This is a genomic window from Duganella phyllosphaerae (genome assembly GCF_001758785.1).
Taxonomy (GTDB): Bacteria; Pseudomonadota; Gammaproteobacteria; order Burkholderiales; family Burkholderiaceae_D; genus Rugamonas; species Rugamonas phyllosphaerae.
In genome coordinates this window covers 1-23,072 of the sequence record NZ_LROM01000017.1, presented here as the reverse complement: position 1 = coordinate 23,072, position 23,072 = coordinate 1, and the positions used below count along the sequence as shown (strand labels likewise).

At 60.7% G+C, this 23,072-nt stretch carries 22 protein-coding genes; 13 read left to right on the top strand and 9 right to left on the bottom strand.

The window, feature by feature from the left end:
* The coding region (locus DUPY_RS28250; RefSeq protein WP_167359006.1) for a hypothetical protein at positions 1-223 on the top strand (223 nt) is incomplete at its 5' end.
* A gap of 212 nt (positions 224-435) precedes the next feature.
* A complete protein-coding gene (locus DUPY_RS01060; RefSeq protein ID WP_070245877.1) occupies positions 436-1,569 on the top strand; it encodes a branched-chain amino acid ABC transporter substrate-binding protein in 1,134 nt (377 codons plus the stop codon).
* Here DUPY_RS01060 and DUPY_RS01055 read toward each other — a convergent pair.
* Positions 1,566-2,174, bottom strand: coding sequence for a biliverdin-producing heme oxygenase (locus DUPY_RS01055; protein WP_070245880.1), 609 nt, complete (start codon positions 2,172-2,174; stop codon positions 1,566-1,568). The two genes, DUPY_RS01060 and DUPY_RS01055, sit on opposite strands and share 4 nt — an antisense overlap.
* A gap of 131 nt (positions 2,175-2,305) precedes the next feature.
* Here DUPY_RS01055 and DUPY_RS01050 point away from each other — a divergent pair, with 131 nt between their 5' ends.
* On the top strand, positions 2,306-3,949 hold the full coding sequence (locus DUPY_RS01050; protein WP_070245876.1) for a response regulator: 1,644 nt from the start codon (positions 2,306-2,308) through the stop codon (positions 3,947-3,949).
* Here DUPY_RS01050 and DUPY_RS01045 read toward each other — a convergent pair.
* The 4 genes from DUPY_RS01045 to msrA all read right to left on the bottom strand — a co-directional run bounded on the left by DUPY_RS01045 (position 3,936) and on the right by msrA (position 7,764).
* On the bottom strand, positions 3,936-4,391 hold the full coding sequence (locus DUPY_RS01045) for a response regulator (protein WP_070245875.1): 456 nt from the start codon (positions 4,389-4,391) through the stop codon (positions 3,936-3,938). The two genes, DUPY_RS01050 and DUPY_RS01045, sit on opposite strands and share 14 nt — an antisense overlap.
* Positions 4,392-4,405: 14 nt before the next feature.
* On the bottom strand, positions 4,406-6,667 hold the full coding sequence (locus DUPY_RS01040) for an ATP-binding protein (protein WP_070245874.1): 2,262 nt from the start codon (positions 6,665-6,667) through the stop codon (positions 4,406-4,408).
* Positions 6,668-6,771: 104 nt separating this feature from the next.
* Positions 6,772-7,155, bottom strand: a complete 384-nt coding sequence (locus DUPY_RS01035; RefSeq protein ID WP_070245873.1) for a DUF1842 domain-containing protein — start codon at positions 7,153-7,155, stop codon at positions 6,772-6,774.
* 108 nt (positions 7,156-7,263) lie between these two features.
* The gene (msrA, locus tag DUPY_RS01030) at positions 7,264-7,764 is read right to left on the bottom strand and encodes a peptide-methionine (S)-S-oxide reductase MsrA (protein WP_070245879.1); all 501 of its coding nucleotides are present in this window, start codon (positions 7,762-7,764) and stop codon (positions 7,264-7,266) included.
* Positions 7,765-7,982: 218 nt separating this feature from the next.
* On the opposite strand from msrA, the gene DUPY_RS01025 reads away from it, so the two are divergent.
* Together DUPY_RS01025 and DUPY_RS01020 are read left to right on the top strand one after the other, a co-directional pair.
* On the top strand, positions 7,983-8,369 hold the full coding sequence (locus tag DUPY_RS01025) for a response regulator (RefSeq protein ID WP_070245878.1): 387 nt from the start codon (positions 7,983-7,985) through the stop codon (positions 8,367-8,369).
* Positions 8,370-8,397: 28 nt separating this feature from the next.
* Complete coding sequence (locus DUPY_RS01020) at positions 8,398-8,604, top strand: hypothetical protein (RefSeq protein WP_070245872.1); 207 nt, start codon at positions 8,398-8,400, stop codon at positions 8,602-8,604.
* Positions 8,605-8,619: 15 nt separating this feature from the next.
* Here DUPY_RS01020 and DUPY_RS01015 read toward each other — a convergent pair whose 3' ends face one another.
* The gene (locus tag DUPY_RS01015) at positions 8,620-11,661 is read right to left on the bottom strand and encodes a sensor histidine kinase (protein ID WP_070245871.1); all 3,042 of its coding nucleotides are present in this window, start codon (positions 11,659-11,661) and stop codon (positions 8,620-8,622) included.
* 153 nt (positions 11,662-11,814) lie between these two features.
* Between DUPY_RS01015 and DUPY_RS01010 the strand changes: the two genes are divergently transcribed.
* Positions 11,815-13,395, top strand: coding sequence for a methyl-accepting chemotaxis protein (locus DUPY_RS01010; RefSeq protein ID WP_070245870.1), 1,581 nt, complete (start codon positions 11,815-11,817; stop codon positions 13,393-13,395).
* Between the two features lie 13 nt (positions 13,396-13,408).
* Here DUPY_RS01010 and DUPY_RS01005 read toward each other — a convergent pair whose 3' ends face one another.
* Positions 13,409-14,380: an alpha/beta hydrolase family protein gene (locus DUPY_RS01005; RefSeq protein WP_229255193.1), complete on the bottom strand. Its 972-nt coding sequence runs from the start codon at positions 14,378-14,380 to the stop codon at positions 13,409-13,411.
* A gap of 250 nt (positions 14,381-14,630) precedes the next feature.
* Between DUPY_RS01005 and DUPY_RS01000 the strand changes: the two genes are divergently transcribed.
* Both DUPY_RS01000 and DUPY_RS00995 read left to right on the top strand, forming a co-directional pair.
* The gene (locus DUPY_RS01000; protein ID WP_070245868.1) at positions 14,631-15,221 is read left to right on the top strand and encodes a hypothetical protein; all 591 of its coding nucleotides are present in this window, start codon (positions 14,631-14,633) and stop codon (positions 15,219-15,221) included.
* A gap of 298 nt (positions 15,222-15,519) precedes the next feature.
* Complete coding sequence (locus tag DUPY_RS00995) at positions 15,520-16,422, top strand: LysR family transcriptional regulator (protein ID WP_070245867.1); 903 nt, start codon at positions 15,520-15,522, stop codon at positions 16,420-16,422.
* A gap of 1 nt (position 16,423) precedes the next feature.
* On the opposite strand, the gene DUPY_RS00990 is transcribed toward DUPY_RS00995, so the two are convergent.
* The gene (locus tag DUPY_RS00990; protein WP_070245866.1) at positions 16,424-17,275 is read right to left on the bottom strand and encodes an N-acyl homoserine lactonase family protein; all 852 of its coding nucleotides are present in this window, start codon (positions 17,273-17,275) and stop codon (positions 16,424-16,426) included.
* Between the two features lie 401 nt (positions 17,276-17,676).
* Here DUPY_RS00990 and DUPY_RS00985 point away from each other — a divergent pair, with 401 nt between their 5' ends.
* The 5 genes from DUPY_RS00985 (at position 17,677) to DUPY_RS27640 (ending at position 21,973) form a co-directional block, all read left to right on the top strand.
* A complete protein-coding gene (locus tag DUPY_RS00985) occupies positions 17,677-18,027 on the top strand; it encodes a GNAT family N-acetyltransferase (protein ID WP_167359005.1) in 351 nt (116 codons plus the stop codon).
* A 668-nt stretch (positions 18,028-18,695) separates the two neighbouring features.
* Entirely contained in the window at positions 18,696-19,091 is a 396-nt protein-coding gene (locus DUPY_RS27645) for a hypothetical protein (protein WP_141749365.1), read from the top strand.
* Between the two features lie 138 nt (positions 19,092-19,229).
* The gene (locus tag DUPY_RS00980; protein ID WP_070245864.1) at positions 19,230-19,517 is read left to right on the top strand and encodes a hypothetical protein; all 288 of its coding nucleotides are present in this window, start codon (positions 19,230-19,232) and stop codon (positions 19,515-19,517) included.
* 499 nt (positions 19,518-20,016) lie between these two features.
* Entirely contained in the window at positions 20,017-21,336 is a 1,320-nt protein-coding gene (locus DUPY_RS00970; protein ID WP_070245862.1) for a GTP pyrophosphokinase, read from the top strand.
* Between the two features lie 127 nt (positions 21,337-21,463).
* On the top strand, positions 21,464-21,973 hold the full coding sequence (locus tag DUPY_RS27640; protein ID WP_141749364.1) for a hypothetical protein: 510 nt from the start codon (positions 21,464-21,466) through the stop codon (positions 21,971-21,973).
* Positions 21,974-22,257: 284 nt separating this feature from the next.
* Here the strand turns inward: DUPY_RS27640 and DUPY_RS00965 are convergent.
* On the bottom strand, positions 22,258-23,072 hold an 815-nt coding region (locus DUPY_RS00965; RefSeq protein ID WP_208599976.1), incomplete at its 5' end, for a DNA glycosylase AlkZ-like family protein.

Below are 23,072 nucleotides of genomic sequence, written 5' to 3'. Positions count from 1 at the left end.
CCAGCAGGCGCGCGCCGCCCAGGCAGCAGCAGCGCAGGCCGCCGCCATGCAGGCCAATCCGCTGCAGGGCAACCCGGCGCTGGCAGCGGCGATTGCCGCCTACAACATCAACGACCCCACGCTGGGCAACAACACGCCCCGCGCCGTCCAGTCCAATGCCCCCGCCGTGGGCCGGGTGACGGCGGTAACGGCGGCTGACCGCGCGCGTGGCATCGGCGCATAATTGAGCGGCCGCGCCGGCAGTGGTGCACGCTGCCGGCCGGCCTGCACACCTGCATCGCTACGGTGCAGCCCGAATTAAATTCGGGGCTTGGGCGTGGCTGCGCCTGCCTTTGCATCAAAACCCGCCGCATCACGGCACAACTCGCACGATAATATGCCCGGTAATTGGCGATAATCAGCGATCGCTTTTTGATCACTACATCGGGAGTTCGCATGGGTTTGAAGCACAACGTGAAGTTCGTGGCAGCCGCCATCGCCGTCATGGCAGCCACCGCAGCGCAGGCGCAGGACACCGTGATAAAAATCGGCCATAGCGGCCCGCTCTCCGGCGCCCAGGCGTTTTCGGGCAAGGACAACGAAAGCGGCGCCCGCCTGGCGGTCGAGGAACTGAACGCCAAGCCGATCACCGTGGCCGGCAAAAAACTCAAGTTCGAACTGTTGTCCGAAGACGACCAGGGCGATCCCAAGGCCGGCGTGGCAGCGGCACAGAAACTGATCGACAACGGCGTGCGCTTCATCGTCGGCCCCTACAATTCGGGCGTGACCATTCCCGCCTCGCGTGCCTACAACGACGCCGGTGCGCTGGTGGCCACGGTCGCCACCAATCCCAAGATCACCCAGCAGGGTTACAAGGGCCTGTTCCGCGTGAACGCCAGCGACAGCCAGCTGGGCTCGAAAATGGCGTTGTACGCAGCCAATGTGCTGAAATTCAAAAACGTCGCCGTCATCGACGACCGCACCGCCTTCGGCCAGGGCGTGGCCGAAGAATTCAAGAAGCAGGCGCGCGCCTCGGGCATGAACGTGGCCGGCCACGAATTCACCACCGACCGCGCGTTCGACTTCAACGCCATCCTCACCAAGCTGAAAAACAAGAAGGTCGAGGCGATCTTCTTCGGCGGCTATGCGCCGCAAGCCGCACCGATGGCGCGCCAGATGAAACAGCTGGGCATCACCGCCAAGCTGCTGGGCGGCGACACCATCTGCACCGCCGAAATGGGCAAGCTGGGCGGCGAGTCGGTGGGCGACAACGTGCTGTGCTCGCAAGGCGGCGCAGTGCTCGACAAAGCCAGCGCCGGTCCGGCCTTCAAGGCCCGCTTCAAGGCCCGTTTCAAGAAAGACCCGGACGTGTACGCAGCAGCCTACTACGACGCCACCATGCTGTACGCCCAGGGCATGCAGAAGTCGGGCTCGGTCGATCCGCAAAAAGTGGCAGCGGCGATCAGCGCCGGCACGTACCAGGGCGTGGCCGGCAATTACGCCTTCGATGCGCGCGGCGACATGAAAGAATCGCCGGTCACCATCTATACCTTCAAAGGTGGCCAGCCGGTGCCGCTGAGCAGCTACTAACCGCGCGCTTCGGCCCGGTTGAGCGCGATCAGCCGGTCGAAGGCGTCGCGCGCGCCGGCGCAGGCGTCCTCGATCTGGGCCGGTTCCACCACGTGCGTGCGCAGCGCGGCGAGAAACTGCTGCCAGCGCGGCCCCGGTGAACCGTTGCCGCGCAGGTAAGCGAGCGGATGCGGCGCCAGCGCCGGCGCCAGCCGCTTGTACAGCACCGCGCCGCCCAGTTGCGATCCTTCCACCACGTAGCACACGCCCCAGCGATAGGCGGCACCGGCCTGCGCCGGCCAGGAAAATGGCTGCTCCGCCTGTCCTGCCTGGTCCGCCGGCCTCGCCGTGGCCCGCTCCAGCCTGGCCGCTGCCGCCGCCAGCGCGCCGTGCGCCAGGTCGGCGCGGATCGCGCCGAGGTAATCGGGCAACTGCGGGCCATCGTCAAAGCCGGCCAGCCAGGCGGGCACGGGCGCCAGCCAGCGCTCGAGCAGGCGCAGGTGCGCGCCGTACGCGGCCAGGTCGACCTGCGTCGCGGCCAGCGGCGTGCTCGCATCGAGCTCGGCGTGGCGGGCCGCAGTGGCGGCGCGCAGGGCGGCCAGTACGTCTTGTTCCGTGGTTTCCAACAAATCAACTCCCTTTTGTGTGATGCAATGATTTTACACAGGCGTGCGGCAACACGCACACTGTAGGAATTGCCGTAGTGGCACGTCTTGTGCTGAGGTAGAATCTGCCAACTGACGTCCTACCGTGCCCCATGAGCGACAACCTTTCCCACAACTGTTCCGTGCTGCTGATCGATGACGAACTCATCGCGCAAGACCTGATCGGAGACCATCTCAGCCGCCAACCCGGCATTCGCCTGCGCTACGACCAGCACGCCGAGCGCGCGGTCGACCTGTGCCAGGAAACCGAAGCCAACGTGGTCCTGGTCGATTTGCGCATGCCCGGCGCCGACGGTTTCGACGTGATCCGCATGTTGCGCGCCAACGCCGATACCGCCCACGTCCCCATCATCCTGCTGTCGTCCGAAGACGATGCCGAGACCAAGGCGCGCGCGTTTGCGCTGGGCGCCAACGATTACCTGGTCAAGTGGCCCGAAGCGCGCGAGCTCGAAGCGCGCATCCGCTACCACTGCGCCGCCTATCACGCACGCCGCCAGCGCGATGCCGCATTTGTCGAACTGCGCCAGCGCGAGGAAGAACTGCGCGCCAGCCAGGCCGCGCTGCACCAGGCGCAAAAAATGGAAGCGATCGGCCAGCTTACCGGCGGCGTGGCGCACGACTTCAACAACGTGCTGCAAATTATCAGCGGCAACCTGCACCTGCTCAAGATGCTGGCGCTGGTCAGCCCGCAAGGCCTGGTCCGGGTCGAAAATGCCCTGGCCGGCGTGGAGCGCGGCGCCCGCCTCGCCTCGCACTTGCTGGCATTCGCTCGCCGCCAGCCGCTGCAAAGCGCGGTGGTCGATCTCACGCCGATGTTGACCGACATGGACGACATGCTGGGCCACGTGCTCGGTCCGCGCGCGCAGGTGGTCACCGACATCGGCCCGCAGCTGTGGAATATCGAAGTCGACGTTGGCCAGCTCAACAACGTGATCCTCAACCTGGCCATCAACGCGCGCGACGCCATGAACGGCGAAGGCACGCTCACCATCCGCGCCCGCAACCTCGACGCCGACGCTGCGCGCCTGCACCAGGTCAACGCTGCTGCCGGCGAGCACGTGCCGCATGCCGACTACGTGCTGATCGAAATCGCCGATACCGGCGTGGGCATGAGCGAGGCGGTGATGCAGCGCGCCTTCGAGCCGTTCTTCACGACCAAGCCCACCGGCCAGGGCACTGGACTGGGGCTGTCGATGGCCTATGGCTTCGTCAAGCAGTCCGGTGGCGAGATCACCCTGCAAAGCCGCCCCGGCGAGGGCACTTGCGTGCAAATCTACCTGCCGCGCAACGAAGCCGTGGCGGCGGCCGACAGTCCGGCCGAATCGGACACCATGGCCGGCGGCGCCGAAACGATTTTAGTGGTGGAAGACGAGGAAGCGGTCCGTACGGCCACCGTGGCCATGCTGGCCGACCTCGGCTACCGGGTGCTGGCCAGCCCCGACGCCGACCATGCCGCCCAATTGCTCGAGAGCGGCGCGCGGATCGACCTGCTGTTTACCGATGTGATCATGCCGGGCAAGCTCACCAGCCTGGAACTGTCCGAGCTGGTCAAACGCGATCAGCCGCACGCCCAGGTCCTGTTTACCTCCGGCTACGCCGAAGGCGTACTGACCCACGACGGCAAGCTGCCGCAAGGCGTCAACCTGCTGGCCAAGCCCTACACGGTGGAAACCCTCAGTACCCGCATCCGCCAGATGCTGCGCCAGCGCGCAGCATCCACGATTACTGCGGCTTGATGTAGCGCTGCGAACCTGGGGGCGGTTCGTTGAGGACCGCCCAGAAGATGCCCAGGTCGGAAATGGCGCGCACGAATTCCTTGAAATCGACCGGCTTGACCACGTAGGCATTCACGCCCAGCTCGTAGCTGCGGACCAGGTCCTGCTCTTCCCGCGACGACGTCAGCATGACCACCGGCAAGCTCTTCAGTGACGGATTCTCGCGGATCGATCCCAGCACTTCCAGCCCGTCCACCTTCGGCAGTTTCAGGTCCAGCAGCACCACCGCCGGGTTGCCGTGTTCGCGCTCGGCAAACGCGCCGCGCACGTGCAGGTAGTCGAGCGCGTCGGCGCCATCCCGTACCACGATCACTTCGTTGGCCAGCTGGCTGCGCTCGAGCGCAATCAAGGTCAGTTCCAGGTCGTGCGGATTGTCTTCGACGAGCAGGATGGGTTTTAGCATGCGGGGTACCTCTGTCATTCTTTATCAGGTGGGGGAGTGTTGGGAATACTGAACGAGAACGTCGCGCCTTCGCCGGGAGCGGAACGGGCCCAGACCCGGCCGCCATGGCGCTCGACAATGCGGCGCACATTGGCCAGGCCGATGCCGGTGCCGCTGAAGTCTTCCATGCGGTGCAGGCGCTGGAACACGCCAAACAGCTTGTGCACGTATTCCATGTTGAAGCCGACGCCATTGTCGGCGATATGGAACACGACTTCGTCGCGCAACTTCTCGCTGGTAATACGGATCACGGCGGGATCGCTCTGCGCCGTGAATTTCACCGCGTTCGAGAGCAGATTGTACAACGCCAGCTGCAGGAACGCCGGATCGGCGGTCACGTCGGGCAATGCCTCCACGTGCCAGTCGATGCGACGGCTGGTGGCCTCGGGGGCCAGCCGTTCGATGCAGCCATTGATCATCTCGCGCATGCGAATGCGCACGGGGCGCAGCGCCGACCTGCCCATTTGCGAAAAACTGAGCAAATCGTCGACCAGCTTGCCGGCCAGGCGGGCCGAGGTCTTGATATTGGTGAGAAAGCGCAGGCGCCGTTCGGGGTTGTCGTTGTCGGCGGTTTCCATCAACAGGTCGGAAAAGCCGACGATGTGGCGCAGCGGCGCGCGCAGGTCGTGCGAAACTGAATACGAAAACGCTTCGAGTTCCTTGTTGGCGCGGCCCAGTTCGCCGGCCAGGTCGGCCATCTGCTCGGCGCGTTCAAGCGCAATGCCGAGCAAGGTGGTGCGAAATTCCAGCGCCAGCTCCAGTTCGGCATCGTGCCAGGGGGCGCTGGTGCCGTGCACGGCCTCGCGCCAGGTCTCGAAACTGGTGCGCGGCGACAGCGCACCTGCGCCCTGCTTGTCCTGCGGACGGCCGGCCCAGTCGATGGTGTACACGCGTTCGGGCCGGAACCACAGCAAATAATGCTGGTGGATACGCGAAATCGGCATCGCCAGCAAGCCGCTGGCGCGGTCGGCATAGGCGGCTGCCGGCGGATAGAGCGCGCCCAGGCTGGCTGTATGGAACAGGTCTTCATGGGAATGCAGGCTGATCCAGTCGGCCAGGTCGCGGATCTGGTCGTCGCCGGGGGTGTCGCCAAAACTGATCAGGCGATCGTCGATGACGATGGCCACGCCGCCGGCGCGCGCAAAGCGCAGCAGTTCCGGCATCACGCTGCGCAGGTTTTCGATGAAGTCGGATCCCTGGGTAAGGCCTCCGAGCAGATTGACCATCACGCGCCGCACTTCGAGCCGGAATTGCAGCTCGTCGGCGTCGGCGCGGTTGCGGATGCGCAGCGCCAGGATTTGCCCCAGCTGTTCACAGACGGTGCGCTGGTGGTAGCTCAACCGGCGCGGCGTTGCGTGGTGGCACGACACCAGGCCCCACAGCTTGCCGTCCACCACCAGCGAGATCGACATCGACGCCAGCGTGCCCATGTTGCGCATGTATTGCAGATGCACGGGCGAGACGCTGCGCAGCGCCGCCAGCGACAGGTCGGTGGGCCGGCCGGTCAGCGGATGGTTCACCGGCAGCAGTCCGGCCGGGGTGTAGTTGGCGTCCTGGATCAGGCGGATGCGGTTGAGCAGGTACAGTTCGCGCGCCTGGCGCGGAATGTCGCTGGCCGGGAAGCGCTGGCCGACATAGCCCTCGTAGCCGTCTTGCAGCGCCTCGGCCAGCACCGTGCCGTGACCATCCTTGTCGAAACTGTAGATCATCACCCGGCCGAAACCGGTGAGTGCGGCGATCTCGTTGACCGCCAGCTGGCCCATCTCGGTAATCGAGTCGGCATCGTTGATCTTGTTGAGGAAATCGCCCACCACCGGGTACAGGCGGTGCAGGCTGGCCTCCAGGTTGCCGGCGGCCGGTTCGAACTCGAGCACCAGCAAGCCGTCGCACACGTGGGCCAACACGTCGTACTGGGTGGGTGCGGACTCCAGCGTTAGCGTGGTCAAAAAGCTGGCGCGGTCGCGCGCAGGATCGAGGCGCAACAGCGGCGCCAGCTGATCGGCAGCGGCGCCGATCACGGCGCGCAACTGCTGGCCCAGCGCGGCGGCGGGCGCCATGCCGGTAAAGTCGGCCAGGTTGTCGCTCACCTGCACCACCCGCGCGGCGGAAGCGTCCGCTGCGTCGGGGACGTCCGATAAATCGAGCGACAGCAGGAAACCGTGCGGCTGCACCGCCCCGGGTATGCGGATCGGCTCGCTTTCGCAGGTGGCGATGTCGGCGGAGGTAGCCTCAGGCATGGTGAATGAACATGGTTGCGCAAAAGCGCATGATAGCAACTTTTACCTGCCGCCGACGCCCGGCACGGTGCGCTTGGCTGATATTTTATGACTTCAGTGCGACATCAGTGCATCAGTGCAGGCAGCACCGCGTGCGCCACGCCGTCGCGGATTTCCAGCACGCGCGCCTGGCGCTGGCCAAAGCTCATCTTGTAGCACACCTGGCCGGCCTTCCACGCGGTGGGCAGGACCATCAGCAACTGGAACGCCGAGGGTTGCCCTTCGGTAACGAAGACCGGAGTAGTGCCTGCCAGCAAAATGGCCTGCATGGGTTGCTCTCCATCAATTTCAACATGGTGGCCGCGCACCGCGATACCGCGCTCACCGTCGAGCTGGGCATTGCCGACGACAGTATCGTTGTAGCCGTCGACGACCAGGTTCAGCCGCAGGTTGGGATGGCCATCGATGGCGCTGCTGATGTCGTAGACGGCGGTGAAGAGCTGACTCATGTTCTTTCCTTTTTTAGTATGCTTAAAACAGGATCGAACTGTAGTCGTGCGCGTCACTGCCGTCCTTCCGTATACCTTCTGAGCGGCAAGTGACTGATTTATAACAAGTTAACGCTTGGGCAATTGCCAGCCGGGCCGCACATAATGGCAGGTGTAGCCGTTGGGAATGCGCTCGAGGTAGTCCTGGTGTTCGGGCTCGGCCTGCCAGAACGGGCCGGCCGGCGCCAGTTCGGTGACCACTTTGCCGGGCCACAGGCCGGACGCATCGACGTCGGCGATGGTGTCGAGCGCCACCGCTTTCTGTTGCTCATCAGCATAGTAAATGGCAGAACGATAACTCGTGCCGAGGTCGTTACCCTGGCGGTTGGCGGTGCTGGGGTCGTGAATCTGGAAGAAGAATTCCAGCAGCTGGCGGTAAGAAATGACCGCCGGATCGTATTCGATCTCGATCGCCTCGGCATGGGTGCCGTGGTTGCGGTAGGTGGCGTTGGGCACGTCGCCGCCGCTGTAACCCACGCGGGTGGCCACCACGCCCGGCATTTTGCGGATCAGATCCTGCATGCCCCAGAAACAGCCGCCAGCCAGGATAGCCTTGTCAGTTGCGCTCATCATCATTCCTTTTCGTTGATCGGGTCAGGTCACCCATGTGGCGACGCTGTGGTGTTTTATCAACAGGAGCCGGCAAACAAATCCATTCCCAACTATAATTTGCCAACAGGAAAAATTTAACAGTTTGCGCGCCACTGCCCCGCCCGCTTCCACCATTCCGGCCCGGACCCAGCCGAAAGACGCGACCTCGCAGGTCGCCAACGCTTCGAATGCCCGCCATGGAACCGTCCCTTGCACCAATTAATAAACGCATCTTGATCGTGGATGACAACGAGCAAGCTGCCGATGTCGCCTCGGAGCTGCTCGAACTCTACGGCTACCAGACCGCAGTCGCCTACGGTGGCGCCCAAGGTCTGCACGCGGCCGAGGTGTTCGCGCCCGATGTGATCCTGCTCGACCTGGGCATGCCCGGCATGGACGGCTTCCAGGTCGCCGCCGCGCTGCGCGCACGGCCCGACTTGCGCGACGTGGCGATCGTGGCGTTTTCCGCCTGGGGCGACAAGGGCACCCGCCAGCGCACCCGCGCCGCCGGCTTCAACGATCACCTGACCAAGCCAGCCAGCCTGGACGAAATCGTCACCACCATCGCCGCTTGCCACGCCTGACGTATCCTTGACGCCACCTGGAGCCCCCATGACCGACCCGGACGCAGGTTCACGACCAGACCGCAGCAAGGCCATCGCCGTCGAAGCGGGGCTCGACCTGCTGAAAACCGAGGGCCGGGCAGCCGCCGCCGCCTTCATGGAGGACGCCGGCGTACCGCTGGCGGTGATCGCCCGCGTGCTCAACGAACCGGAACGGCGCCGGCTGCCGGCCGCAGACGACCTGCCTGGCGGCTGACGCCAGTTCTCATTTCTATGAGCTCAGGGGCACGTGCAGGCGCACCTCGGTGCCGCCACCAGCGGGGCGGCTGATGCGCAGGCTGGCGTTGATGAGGTGCGCACGTTCGCGCATGCCGGCCAGTCCCCAGTGGCCGTGCGGCGCGCCGTGGGCCAGCACCTGGTCGTCGATGCCGCAACCGCCATCGAGCACGCGCAATTCCACGCCGTCTTTCGCATAGCGCAGCGCCACCTGCACAGACGCCGCGCCGGAATGGCGGCAGGCGTTGTGCAGCGCTTCGAGCGCGATGGCGTGCACCTCGCGCTGCACGCTGTCGGGCAGCGGTACAGGCAGACCGTTCTGCTCCACGCGCACGGCTATACCGTACTGCTGGCCGCAGGCGGCGGCCGCCTCTTCAAGCGCCGGTTGCAGGCCGGTCTGCGCTTCATCGCCCGAGCGCAGCGCCCACACTTGCTCACGTCCTTCCAGCAGCACCGCGTCGGCGGTATCGAGCGCGCTGTCGATTTCGCGTTGCAGCGGATCGTCGGCGGCAATGCCGCGCTTGATGCGATCGAAACGCATGATCAGCGCCTGCACACTTTGCAGGAAGCTGTCGTGCAGGGTGCGGGCGATGCGGGTGCGCTCGTCGAGGCGCTCCTGCATGCGCTCGGCCACGCGCGCCGTGGCCAGCTGCACGCGCCAGCGGAACAGGCCATAGCCGGCCAGCGCCAGCACCAGCGCACACAGCAGCTTGAACCACAGCGTCTGCACGAAGGTGGGCGCGATCGATACATCAAGCGTGGCCGGCTGCGTGCTCCACACGCCGTCCTCGTTCGAGGCCAGCACTTCGAAGCGGTAATCGCCGGGTCCCATGTTGGTATAGAAGGCCTGGCGCCGGGTGCCGGCGTCGCGCCAGCCATCTTCGAACCCCGCCAGGCGATAGCGGAAGCGCGCGCGTTCGGGGATGGTCAGCACGGCGGCGGTGAAATCGAGTTCGATGTTTTCGGTGCCGGCAGGCAGACGCACGGCGCCGTTGGCCAGGTGTGGCCGGCCCTCGGCGCGCAGGCCGGTGATCTGCGGCGTGGGCATCAACGGGTTATGGGTGATGTTCCTGGGATCGATCCAGCCGACGTACGCGCTCGACGCATACCAGATATGGCCATCGCTGCTTTCGGTGAGCGTGGGGATCGGGCGCAATTGGGCGGCCACTCCACCGTAGCCATCGAGGTGATTGAAGCGCTCCATGCGCACCGACTGGACGCCGTGCTCGATTACAGCGGCCACGTCGGATGCCGCAATTTGCGTCAGGCCACCGGCGCCGTGCAGCCAGAGCTCGCCGGCGGCATTTTCCACGATGCCCGATACGCCGACGGTATCGGCGCCATCCGCATCGCGCAGACTGCGAAAGCGCTCACCGTTCCACCATGCCAGGCCGTGGTCGCCACCAATCCATACATGACCGCCGTGGCTCTTGATCGCCAAAATATTACCGGCGGCGAGACCCTCGGCGGTTCCCACCTGCCGTAGCACGCCATCGGCTGACAGTATGGCGACAGCGTTTTCCGGGTAACCGAACCAGAGCCTGTCCTGAACGTCGCGGTGCAGCGAGATCGCGGTGCGCGCTGCCAGCTTCGGCAACGCCGGCCGGCCCCAGACACCGCCGCTGAAAGTGTGGATGCCTTTGCCGATAATCGATAGCCACAGCTTGCCGCTGGCATCGGTGGCCATGGCCTGGACCGCCGCGCCGGACACCTCGGCCGGTAATGTCCAGCGCCGGTATTGTGCCCCCTGCACCTGCCACAGCATGCCGCTACCGGCAAACCACAGGCTGTCATCGGCTGCGCGGGTACTGGCAGTGGGATTGCGGACAGGCGTGGCAATGCGATTGCCGTCCTTGCTGACGCGGTACAGGGTTTCGTCATAGCCGATCATCGGCGCGGCGTTACTGCCCACCCAGATCTCGCCATCCGTGCCGGCCAATACGCTCATGTACATGGCCTGGGCGCCATCCGACTCCAGCGTATTGATGCGGCCATGGCTGAGGCGATCCACGCCCGCCTCCGTGCTGAACCATGCGTTACCTTCACGATCGGTCAGCTGGGTATGCACATTACGGCCACTGAAGCCGCCTTCAATCGAGTACGCGCTGCCGGTCGCATGCGACGGATCGACCAGGTACAAACCCTGCGGCGTCATGATCCACAACCGGCCCTGCTTTTCCTGGTAAACGTCGAGTCGCTGCTGCTTGAAATGTGGCAGTGCCAGCGGCCGCACCACTTCGGTCACGGGGTCCAGCACGAATAGCTCCCGGTCAGCTGTCTTGAGCAGGATGGTGCCGTCCGGGCGGATGTCGCCGCTATCGATGCTTTGCAAGCCAGGGATGCCGGACAGGCGCCGGAACCGCTGGCTGACCGCTTGCTTGATATACAGCCCCGAGTCTCCATAGGCCAGCAACGCGCCATTGGGCGCCACGGTAAAGTGGTTGAAACTCCCCCGCTCGACGCCGTCGCTGGGCCCCACCGCAGTCCACCGCTGGCCATCGCGGCGAAACAACCCGACAAAGGTCGCAGCCCACATCACGCCGTCCTGGGTACGTGCCAGTTCCTGCGTGGTACGCGCCGGCAGGCCTTGCGCCTCGCGGTAATGCGTCACCGCGCCGTGCTCGAACACGCTCACGCCACCGAAGCGGTAACCCACCCATAACGCCTCGCCATAGGCAGCTACCGCCGACACATCGATGGCGAGCAGCTTGTTACCATCGATCGCATCGACACGGTCGAAGCGCGCTCCGTCGAAACGATGGAGCCCTTCGTAATTGGCAAACCACAGCATGCCCCGACTGTCCTGGGTGATCGCGATCGCCGCCGACGGCGCCCCATCGCGCTGGCGCCAGGCGACATGCTGCAAGGTGCTGTGCCGATACGGCGCGACCTGCACTTCCACCTGCGATCGTTCGAAGACCTGCGGTGGCGGTGGCGGTGGAGCAGGAGCTGAGTGGCCGATGGCCGGCGCGAGCGCCAGCAGGAGCAGCACGGGGCGAGCGGCCAGCCGCAGTGCGCGTAGTGTGATGTGAAGCATGTGATGTTGTGACGGGGAAGGCCGTGCATTATAGACCGGACGGGAAATTAGAATTCATCCTCTAATTAATAAATTCCACATGGAAATTACTTTTCCAATAATAAATATTCAATTACTATTAGTTTCCCGAAAAATGTACAAAAAATATAATCAATGAAGAATTTATCGTTCAAGCAAAAACTATGGTTGCCCCTGATCCTGAGCCTGGTCTGCATCTTGGTGATTTTCGTTCACGGCGCGATCCAGACGCGCGACCTGCGGCTGGAAGAGCGGCAGAAGGACCTCACCAACGTCAACCAGGTGGGCCTGAGCATCGTCAAGCATTTTGACGCGCAGGTTACTGCCGGCCAGATCACCAAAGAAGAAGCACAGCGCCGCGCCATCGACGTCGTGAGCGCGCTGCGTTTCGGCGAGGACGGCTACACCGCCATTGCCAGCAAGGACATGATCTCGCTGATGAATCCCTTCGCGCCGAAAAACAACGGCAAGGACATGAGCGGCTTCAAGGACGTCAACAACTACTACCTGTACCGCGAAATCGCCGCCGCCGGCGCCAGCAGCGCCGGGTCGGGCTACGTGCGCTACGTATGGCCGCGTCCGGGCGGCAAGGAGCCGCTGCCGAAAACCAGCCGCGTGGACCGCTACGGCCCGTGGGGCTGGGACCTGATTACCGGCGTGTACATGGACGACATCGACCGCGCCTTCAAGGCCGAGCTGCTCAAGTCGGGCAGCGTGCTGCTGGGCGTGACGCTGCTGCTGGGCTTTATCGTCACCCGCATCAACCAGAGCCTGCGCCACACCATCGGCGGCGAACCGGCACTGGTGCGCGAGGCGGCCGGCCGCATCGCCAGCGGTGACTTCAGCGTGCCGATTCACGTCGATGCGCGCGACGACAGCAGCATCTTCTTCGGCATGAAGAGCATGCAAACCCAGTTGGCCAACACCATCGGCGAAATCCGCCGCAGCGCCGACACCATTGCCCTGGCCTCCTCCGAAATCGCCAGCGGCAATATGGACCTGTCGGCCCGCACCGAGTCGCAAGCCAGTTCGCTCGAACAGACCGCCGCCTCGATGGAAGAGCTGACCGCCACCGTCAACCAGAACGCCGTCAACGCCCGGCAGGCCAACGACATGGTGATCTCGGCCGCCGACGTGGCCGGCAAGGGTGGCGCCGTGGTCGCCAAGGTGGTGCAGACCATGGACGCCATCAACACCTCGGCCACGCGCATCGTCGACATCATCAGCGTGATCGACGGCATCGCCTTCCAGACCAACATCCTGGCCCTGAACGCAGCCGTCGAAGCGGCCCGCGCCGGCGAGCAAGGCCGCGGCTTCGCAGTGGTTGCGAGCGAAGTGCGCAACCTGGCGCAGCGCAGCGCTGCCGCCGCCAAGGAGATCAAGACCCTGATCGGCGATTCGGTCGACAGCATCAAGGTAGGCAGCGAACTGGTGGCCGAAGCTGGCGCCACGATGGACCAGATCGTGGCCAGCGTTTCGCGCGTGACCAGCATCATGACCGCGATTACCGCCGCCTCGCACGAGCAAAGCATCGGCATCGGCCACGTCAACCAGGCCATTACCGAGATGGACGCGGTGACCCAGCAGAACGCCGCGCTGGTGGAAGAAGCGGCATCCGCCTCGGCCAGCATGCAGGACCAGGCAGGCATGCTGGCGGAACTGGTGCTGCGCTTCCGGCTCGACCAGGCCGAGCGCAAGGTCGCGCTGCTGCGCTAAGGCGCTTGATCCGTCAGCGCCGTTCGAACCAGGCCATGAAGGCGTCGTATTCCTGCTGCGCCTCGGGCACCGGCCGGCCTTCCGGCACCAACGCGTGTCCGGCCAGTGGAATGCGGCGGAACGTCACGTCCCGGCCCTGGGTGCGCAGCTGGGCATACAGCACTTCGGTCGACAGGATCGGCACGCTGTCGTCCTGCATGCCGCTGGCGAGGTACACGCGCGCCTTCGAGTGCGCCAGGTTAGTCGCCGTGGACTGCGCAAAGAAACTGCTCCAGCGCAGGTACGAGTGGCCCCAGGCGAACTTGCTGGTGCTGTTCGGATCGGCAGCGATTGCGCTGTAGGTCCGGTCCAGTTCCTGCAGCAGTTTGAGCTTGTCGTCGTCGCTGCCGTTGGCACGGTAGATGTTGGCGGCGAAGTCGTAGAGCTGGGTGGGACCGTTGGCCGCGATGAGTACCACGTCCGTCACTTCGGCCAGTTCGCGCGCCAGTCCGGCGGCCATCGGCGCGCCTTCCGACATGCCGATCACCAGCACCCGCCGCGCATCGACTTCGGGCCGCGCCAGGGCATGGCGCACCGCCTGCTTGAGCGTGGAAAGCCACGTGTCGTAGGAGAAGTGCCGGTTGAAGTCACCGGCGCAGCCCACGGCCGAACCGGGTTCGCCCTGTTGCGGCTGCTCCGACTGGAATGGCTTCTCGACGGCCATGACGGCGTAGCGCTTCTCGGCCGCGAGCGGTATCCACGAATAGATGTTCGACGAGCGGTTGGCCGTGCCCAGCCCGGAGAACGGCGGCACGCACCCCGAGCCCTGGATGTACAGCACCAGCGGCGCCTTTTGCGCCGGTTTGGAGAGGTAATAGCGCACCGGGGCGCTCTCGCCTTCCTGCAGCGAGATGCGCGCGAACGAGAAGGTCTGGAAGTTGAACTGTTCTTCCTTGACGGCCGCCGGAGCGGCGCTGGCTGCGCCACCTGACAGGGTGCAGACCAATAGCAGCCTGGTGCAGGATATGGCGACGCGAGTTGTAAAGTTGGGCATCGAGGTCTTTGTTGGCCGAAACGTTCATTTTGCCGGAAAATCATTCGCGAGGACAAAGTGGGGCCAGGTTGACAACGACGGGGTGCCAGAAGCAGCCGCTGGTAAAAGTTTGCTAGGCGACTGTTTATTTCATATAGGCAAGATGATATTCTGTTAGCAATCCTTGTGAACGCACGAGGGAAACCGCTATTTTGGAAGCCACATGAATCAGGAAGCCCTTTCCGAGCATCAAAATTTAGGGGCGACAAACGCCCATCGGCAAATATTTTATGTCGTTTCAGTAAAAAAATTCTCGATCTTGTATGTCGCAACAGTGGGACTCTACGGCTTGTACTGGTTTTACAAAAACTGGGCCTGCTACAAGAGTCAGTGGGCACGTGACGATCCGGACCGGGAAGATCTATGGCCGATAGCAAGGGCAATTTTCGCGGTCTTTTTTGTTCATTCCCTTTTCACGGAAGTAAAAATCCTCGGGCGTGACAAACCGACGGTGGACGCATGGGAAAGCGGCAAACACGCTACTCAGCTGGTGGTGGTGATGATTGCAGCGCAACTGATGGATCGCCTGGCCAGTCGTGACATCGGGACCCCTTATACGGACCTGCTGGCATTGATCATTCTGGTTCCCATCTTGTTGCTCTCCGCTATCGCACAGGAAAAGATCAACGTCAGCTGCAATGACCCGCTCGGTGACAGCAACAATCGCTTCACCGCAGCCAACTACACCTGGATCGCGCTGGGAGCGATAGTCTGGTGCCTGGTACTGCTCAATTACATTCTTCCTGATGCCTGAGCCAGAATCGCCAAGACCGCCTTCCAGCAGGAGACCGACGCCGATTTCGACGTGTAGCTGTTTGCACGCCGGCAGGACAGGGATGACTTTGCCTTCTTTGTCGTACGCGACGGAAAAATCGAGGACAAGGTCGTTACCATCCATCTGAGCTTTGCCAGCAAGCGCGAACTCTCTAGCCCACTGCGCTACGAACGGGTATCGATCTATATGGCGAATAGCCGGGGTTCTTCACTGCTGGCGGCACTGTGCTGTGGCGCCGCATGTGGCAGACTAGGACCTTTGCCGCACCGGAGTCACCATGCAGGAAATGACAGGCGCCTCGCTGCAGGACATCACCGCGTTCGTCGCCGTGGCGCAAACAGGCAGTTTTACGCTGGCCGCCGAGCGGCTCGGCACCAACAAGTCGAGCGTAGGCAAGGCCATCCAGCGCCTGGAAAAGCACCTGGCCACCCTGCTGTTCCAGCGGACCACGCGCGCCGTGCACATCACCGAGGACGGCCAGATCTACCTGGCGGCCGCGCGCACTGCGCTCGAGCACCTGCGCGAGGCCGAACAGGCGCTGGCAGTCAATCGCGCTGAACCAATAGGACGCGTACGCGTCGATCTGCCGGCCGGCTTCGGACGCGTGGTACTGCCCACCCTTGGTGCGCTACGAAAGCGTTATCCGAAGGTGGTCGTGGAAATGTCGCTCAGCGACCGCCGGTCCGATCCGGTGGGCGACGGCTGGGATCTCGTGGTGCGGATCGGCCATCTGCCGGTCGACAGCGACATGACTGTGCGGAAGATCTGCGACCTGCAAATGGGCCTCTACGCATCGCCATCGTATCTGCAGAAGCGCCCTGCCATCACCTCGGTCGCAGATCTGCAGGGACACGACGCTGTGCTGTTTCGCAGCAGTTCGGGGCAGCTGCATGGCTGGTCCCTCAACGACAACGGCGTGCGGCGCGAGCTTGCGCCCTCCCCCGTGCTGATCATGGCGGACGGCCACACGCTGGTGGAGGCAACTGCTTGCGGCTTCGGCCTCGCGCAGCTCATCGACGGCTTTGCCGCGCCCCTGGTGGCAAGCGGCCGCCTGGTGCACGTGCTGCCGCAGGCGGACGTCGCAGCGCCACCGGTCCATGCGCTGATACCCGTGGGCCGCAAGATGACCGCAAAAACCCGGGTGGTGCTCGACCACCTGGTGGCGACGCTGCAGCGATGACTCAGTCGAGAAAGCGCGGCAACGTCGGCAGCTTCTGATTGTCGGCAGGCTCGTGCTGGATGACCAGGGTGGCACGGTTGGCCGCGATCAGGTCATCGAGTTTTTTGCCGGACGTGATGGTCTGGTCATGATCGTAGTTCCAGGTTGGGACCTGTCGCCGCTGATGGTTTTCCGCCAGATGCCACTGGTCGCCGGACAGCACGTAGGCGCCGGCCTTGCCAAGCCTGAGCAGCAGCGCCATGCTGCCCGGGGTGTGGCCGGGGGTCTGGACGGTCGTCAGTGTGCCGTCGCCAAACAGGTCCACATCGCCATCGATCACCCGTACCCGCTGCCGCTTGTTACCGATTATATGGCTGCTGAACAGGAGCGCGTCGATGCCTTTCGCCGTCGCTTTTGCGGTATCGGCCATGGCAACGAGTTCGCTGCGCTGGATGATCAGGGTCGCATTTGGAAAATCGTTGACCTGGCCGGAATGGTCGAAGTGGGCATGCGAGACAGCGACGTACTTGATGTCGTCGGCACGCAGCCCGAGGTCGGCAAGCTGCGCCACGATCGTGCGGTCAAGCTTGAATGTCGAACTGCCTTCCGCGACCGCACTGGCTAGATATTTTTTCGGCAGACCGGCATCCCACAACACCCAATCCCCACCATGCTTGATCAGGTAACACGACACAACGAGATCCTGCGACTGCCCCTGGTACAAGCCGGCGTCGGAGAGCACCGCCTTCTCGCCGAGCGTGATGTGGCCGCAGTCGAGCCGGTACATCCTGACGTCAGGCGCGGCCGCCTGCGACGGCGTTGTGGCGGACATTGCCAGAAGCGAAAAGGCGAGTGCGGAAAGTGAGCGTTGCATGTTTGTTCTCCTGGAGACGCGTAAGGTGAAAGTGTCGGAAACCGATTCGGCAGTATTGCCGTGAGAAGGTCCCGGATAAACCACCTGCGTGGCGACTATTTGTTGCTGTAGGAGAGACAGTGTGCCGGCGGCGCAGCTTTTTATGTTTCATGTGCCCAAAATGTTATCCTGATGGCCATGGAAGTTCGCCTCGGCGGACAGTGGTCTGTGATTCGCTTCGTAGGAAGGCTGGCATGTGAGACAGGCATCTGCGCTGACCGGATTTAACTGAGGACGGCATCATCATCATGCAGCCATCGACTCTCCGCTTGCGCAAAGACCTAACGGAGCCTCCAACACAGCCGCAGTTTCCGGCTGGTATACAGCCGGTATCATTCGTCGCTGCAAAGCACGCGCGAGCCGTGTGGGAATTACTGGAACTGGCTTACCGTTCCGGCGGCGGCTGCGTTACCAATTTCGAAAAATGGTGGCCCGCACTAGCGTGCGATCCGGAATACGACCCAGCCACCATCTTTGCCGCTACCGACACTACCGGCAAACTGGTCGGCATTGCCTTGTGCTGGCGCCTGCCCTTCGTAAAAGATCTTGCGGTGGCACCGCAATGGCGAATGCAGGGCTTGGGCGAGGCCCTCCTGCAGCAGGCTTTCGTGCATTTTCACCAGCGCGGTGATGTATCAATCGATTTGAAGGTATACGCGGACAATCCGGCTGTGCGGCTGTATCGGCGCGTTGGGATGCTCATAGTGCCGTAGGCTCAAGGAGCTTGCCGGAATCGAATTCCTCTATGGCGCACCTCTCCCAGAGACCAAATGTCCCTCGCTTGTCCCTCAGGCGGACTCTTGTTCGCCAGTATGGTTCCCGGCGTGCTCTGGAGCAATTGAACGTGGCCAATTTCCGAGCTGCTTGGGCGTTGGACTGGGGGACTGAGGGAAAGTTCAATCTTTTTCGTCTGGGCTTGCATGGTGTGACATTTGGTGGATATTTCTTAGATGCAAAGATGATATCCTGAGAGCTAGCCCATTCCTACCTGCCGCAGACGTCGAAGAGTCGTCGGTTAACAACTAGAAAAGAGAGAAATTGTTTTGATTTCGTTATTGTTTGCATTTGCTGCGGGATACGCGTTGGGCATGTTCGTAACCGGAAAATGGCGTCCTTTCGTCCTTTGCTTGCCCGTAAGCGCATTAGTCTACCTAATCACCAAAATTGTCCTAACGGCCTTTTCGTCAGAAGGGGTACAGCTTCCTGACGCTGTGATGTTTGTGATTGTGAGTGTAATGCAGACTCCGATTTTGATGATTGGGGCATACTGGGCACGGCACAAACAAAAGAAAAATAACTACGAAGTATGACGTGACCGGTGTCGGCCACGACCTGCCACCAGCGGTCATCACAGAAATGCTGCTAGTTTGAGAGGAATGAAGTGTTTTTCAAGAAAAGCAAGAATGTAGAATCGTCCGACGATACCGTTGCTGCAGTCTTCTGGGGGGCAAGCGACAGGATGATCTGCTGCAGAGGCATTGGAGGGGAGACGCTTGAGTTCAACACAACCAGTCATCCAAAGTTGGCACAGCAAGGATATGTAGCCACGTTAGAAATTAAAAATGCTCAGGGTGAACCAGCTCTTTTACTCCATGCATTTTACTCAGGGCACTGGTCGTTTGCTGTCAGTCCGGGTAGCGAAGATTCCGAGGAACTACCAAGCTGGAAAATGACGCGTGAATGGGGTTCGGTGAACCAACACTCGGAAACTCTGACAATATTTTGTCCCCAGGGATGCAAGGTTTCGGCCTTAGACAGAATCGCCGACCACAACTGATGGGCGCTCGGAGCGTCCGTTTTGTGTCGAAATCGTTCGACTGTGGAATTGGCGCGTTTTGCAGTTAGGCAAGATGCTACGGTAGACAGCGACGGCCGCGTTCGGCCAAAAGCAGACTGAGAAAATCGAAGGAAAGAGATGCCCGGCGAAAAATCGTTAATCAAATGCGGAACTCATGGAAGCAGGACGCCAGCAGTTGTCTGCTGCCACCAAGTGAATATTCGTGACCGTATCGTTGGCTTTGTCGAGAACAGCTCTGACCCAGATGATTTGCAAGCTTGGTGCGATGAGTGTGAGCAGTTTTTCCTGCAAGAAGAGGAAATGACTGATGCATTCAGAGAGTTCAACGACTTCAAAGTGGTATGCGATTTCTGTTACGCTAAAATTAAGGACCGCAATACCAATTTTGATGGAGCACTTGGCTGATGGCCGTATCCGGCCAGAAGCGGCCGGTCACTTGAAAGCGAGGTACTGGAAATGAAGCTCAGAAATTTTCACCGCTCGATTCTTGGCGTCGTCGGGGTAGTGGCTATATCGTGGGTAGCATTTGGCTACTTCTTTAATCGCATGATGGCACTGAAGTATTATCCGCAGCTTTGGACAGGTTTTAACTTGTACGACTCAGTCATCACCGTATTGGCGAACTACTTCATACTTACTTCGTTGTCTGGTAGATGGGCATTATGGCTTGGCCGATAACGGCAAAAAGCAGCCTTTGGTCTTCCTTAGAATGCACCCTTGCTGCGTGACTTATGGGTTCTAACCGTAATGTCGCGGAAGGAGGACTGCCTATAAGCACGTTTTATGCTTTTCTATGGTAGAACCGCCCAATGACCTTGCTGAAAAATACATATTTGTGGCATATTGCATAACAAGAAGTAATTCGACTATGTTCGACTAATTATCTTAGCTAGGAAAATATTCATTGGATATTATTAGCCAATTCATCTCGCGGTATCGTAAAGAGTATGATTTTTATGAGCAAGCATGCCGGATAACTTCCCAAGTGCTCGACTCAAATCTTCAGTCGGCAGGTATTCGAGCCATTGTCACCTCGCGCGCGAAGAACCCCCAGAGACTGGAAACCAAAGTGCGTCAACGAGTCCAGTCGCACACGTATACATCTGTCGAGGATATTTATGATGACATTGTCGATCTGGCGGGGGTCCGTGTCGCGCTTTACTTCCCTGCCGAACGCAGCGAAGTCGGGCGAATTATTCGAGCGCTATTTGTGCCGGTTGCTGAGCCAAAGGAGTTCCCCACCGCGTCAAAACCGACCTACAAAAAGAGGTTTTCGGGCTATTGGGCTACCCACTATCGGGTTCGCCTTCCCGAAACCCTATTAAACGAATCCCAGAAGCGTTATACGGAGGCGCGTATAGAAATTCAGGTTGCTTCGGTGTTAATGCATGCATGGTCTGAAGTGGAACATGACCTTGTTTACAAACCTCTTCAAGGTAATTTATCCGAAGATGAGTACGCAATTCTTGACGAGCTGAACGGTTTGGTACTTGCCGGAGAGATTGCCCTTGAACGACTACAACGGGCAGGCGACTCTCGCCTCTCATCGCATGACCGTGAGTACACCAATCACTATGACTTGGCCTCTTCATTACTGGATATGTCCCGTGCCAAGTTAGCGGGCCTCGACATTCATGATTCTGCCATCGGAAGAGTTGATTTGTTGTTTCAGTTATTACGAAATCTTGGGCTCAATAAGCCTGAGGATCTAGCTCGATACATCGATGCGCTTCATGCCGATTTTGAGAAGCGCCCTCTCGCTGAGCAAGTGATCGATCAGGTCCTTTCTGAGGACGTTTCACGTTACGCTGCATATGAGCGTGTGCGCGCATTCGATGTTCCAATCATTGCCAACTTTGCGGTTGACGTACCGAGGGCATCGCAAAGCGATGCCATAGGGCAGTTTATGTCGCTGTGGATCGATTACGAAAAAATGCTACGGGCAGTTGCAGCTAAGAAAGGCTATAGAAGCTTTGGCATGCCGTCGGGACGATTCCTTTCGACTATTGACGATTTTCAACCAATTCTCATTGAAACCGCAGAACGACTTCGACATTTCAGGAATCAGCTTGTTCATGGCATAGAAGTGCCAGACGCAGATTACATTCGCGCACAAGCAGAAGATTTAAAAAGGCTAATTGAATCAATGCACGGGATCTTAGTGCCGCAGAAAAAGCGCAAGCGGCCATCAAAAAAAGCTCCGATCTCCTTGAAGTCACAATGAGCTGAAATAACACCCCACCTAAATTTGAAAGGCTAACCATTAAATTTTAATGTCATTTTTCTCTCTGCGTTGGTAGTTCGTCGTCTACCACGATCGCGATAGAGATTTATTGGTTAGAAAACTTATCATGCCAAAATTGCCGCCTCGTGTAGGAAAAGTCGATTCGAGAAATTTTTTACGCTTCGTACCAACGGAGAGCGTAGATTTCACATTTGTCGGATACTTGCTTGCATGCCATCTCACCATTGAGCACTATCTGGACGAGTTTTTAAAAAGTCGTGCACCGGAACTTAACTGGGATGGCGGGAAATTGAATTTCTCGCAAAAAGCTGCACTTTTTCCACATAGGATATTTCCGGAGGGCGAAGAAGCGATTGCGGGCATTAGACACATGAATGCCTTACGGAACAAACTTGCCCATCGTATGGATGCGAAGCCGGATGATTTCGACTATCTCCCATTCGTACGCTTTTTAGAAAAGGATCCTCATCCGAACGCCGATCCAATCCCGACGATCCCAATGGAGTTGCTTGAAGCCTTTGTCGATAAATTGAGCAGTTTTTTCATTGGTTGGCTTGCGAGCGATGCCTATCGAACGACATGGCGTCAAGGTGATAACAAGCAACAGGAAAGATGAAACGATTGGATTTTCTTTGGAAGATTCAGTTAGCCGAGTGTCCGTTTTGGGGCGTTACCGGACCTTGAATATCTTCACGCCCCTCGCCGGTTGTCCAGGTCACCGGCCACATAGCATCAACCTATCGCGGTCAACTACTCAATAAACGGACGTTCAAATTCGTCCAATTTCCACTCCGCAAATATCCAATCCAAGCGTTAAGCCATTGATTTCATTGATACTATAGAAAATAGCAACATCCAAAACCATCCGATTACATCCGTTTACATCCGTTTAGGTGCGGCTCATACCTTGGGGCCGATTCGATAAGCGGCGGTGCGGCCCGCCCCTTCCAGCAACAGCAGTTCATTCATCTTCATCCGCTTGAGCAGGTCTTTTGCTTGCCCCTCGGATAGACGACAAAGTTCGATCACTTCGGCGCGTCGAATTGCGCCATGCTGGCGCACATAGCTCAGTACCAACTGCTCATGCTGGAGATTGCTAAAACCCATCTGCCGCGTGTAAGCAGCCTTGCCTCCTTCGGCCGTATAAACGCCGACTGCAAGCGTATAGGTGCGGCCACGCGTCGTGCCATGGGCTTGCGCAAGGCCAGCCTCCACCAAAGCCTCCAGGGTGCGCTTTGCTTGCGCCGGCTCGCGCTGGATATGGATGGCCAGCTCCTCGGTCGTCAGGCGCTTCAGGCCACGCAGTGCCGCCAGGGCGATCAGGCTGTCGATCGGCAATGCGCTGCCGCGCCGCCCCTCTTCCTCGACCACGCGCTTCAGGAAAGCCTCGTCGGCATCGGTCGTGGCCAGGCGCAGGATGACGCTGGTGGCGTCGGTGCGCCGGTAGTCCGGCTCGGGACGCCCGAAGCGCAACATGCCGCGATAGATTTTATCGACGCCACGCCCCGAACGCTCGACCACGCCGATGCGCTTCATCGCGTCGGCCAGTGTGCGATTGCGCGGGCGCGGTTCGGTGGTCAACAGGTTCGCCAGCGTTACGCCATCCATCAGGCCACCGGGGTTGCTGATCGTCAGCCCCTCGTCGTCCATCCGCACATGCACCGCGCCCATGCGGTGATAGTCACGATGCACCAGCGCGTTGGCGACCGCCTCGC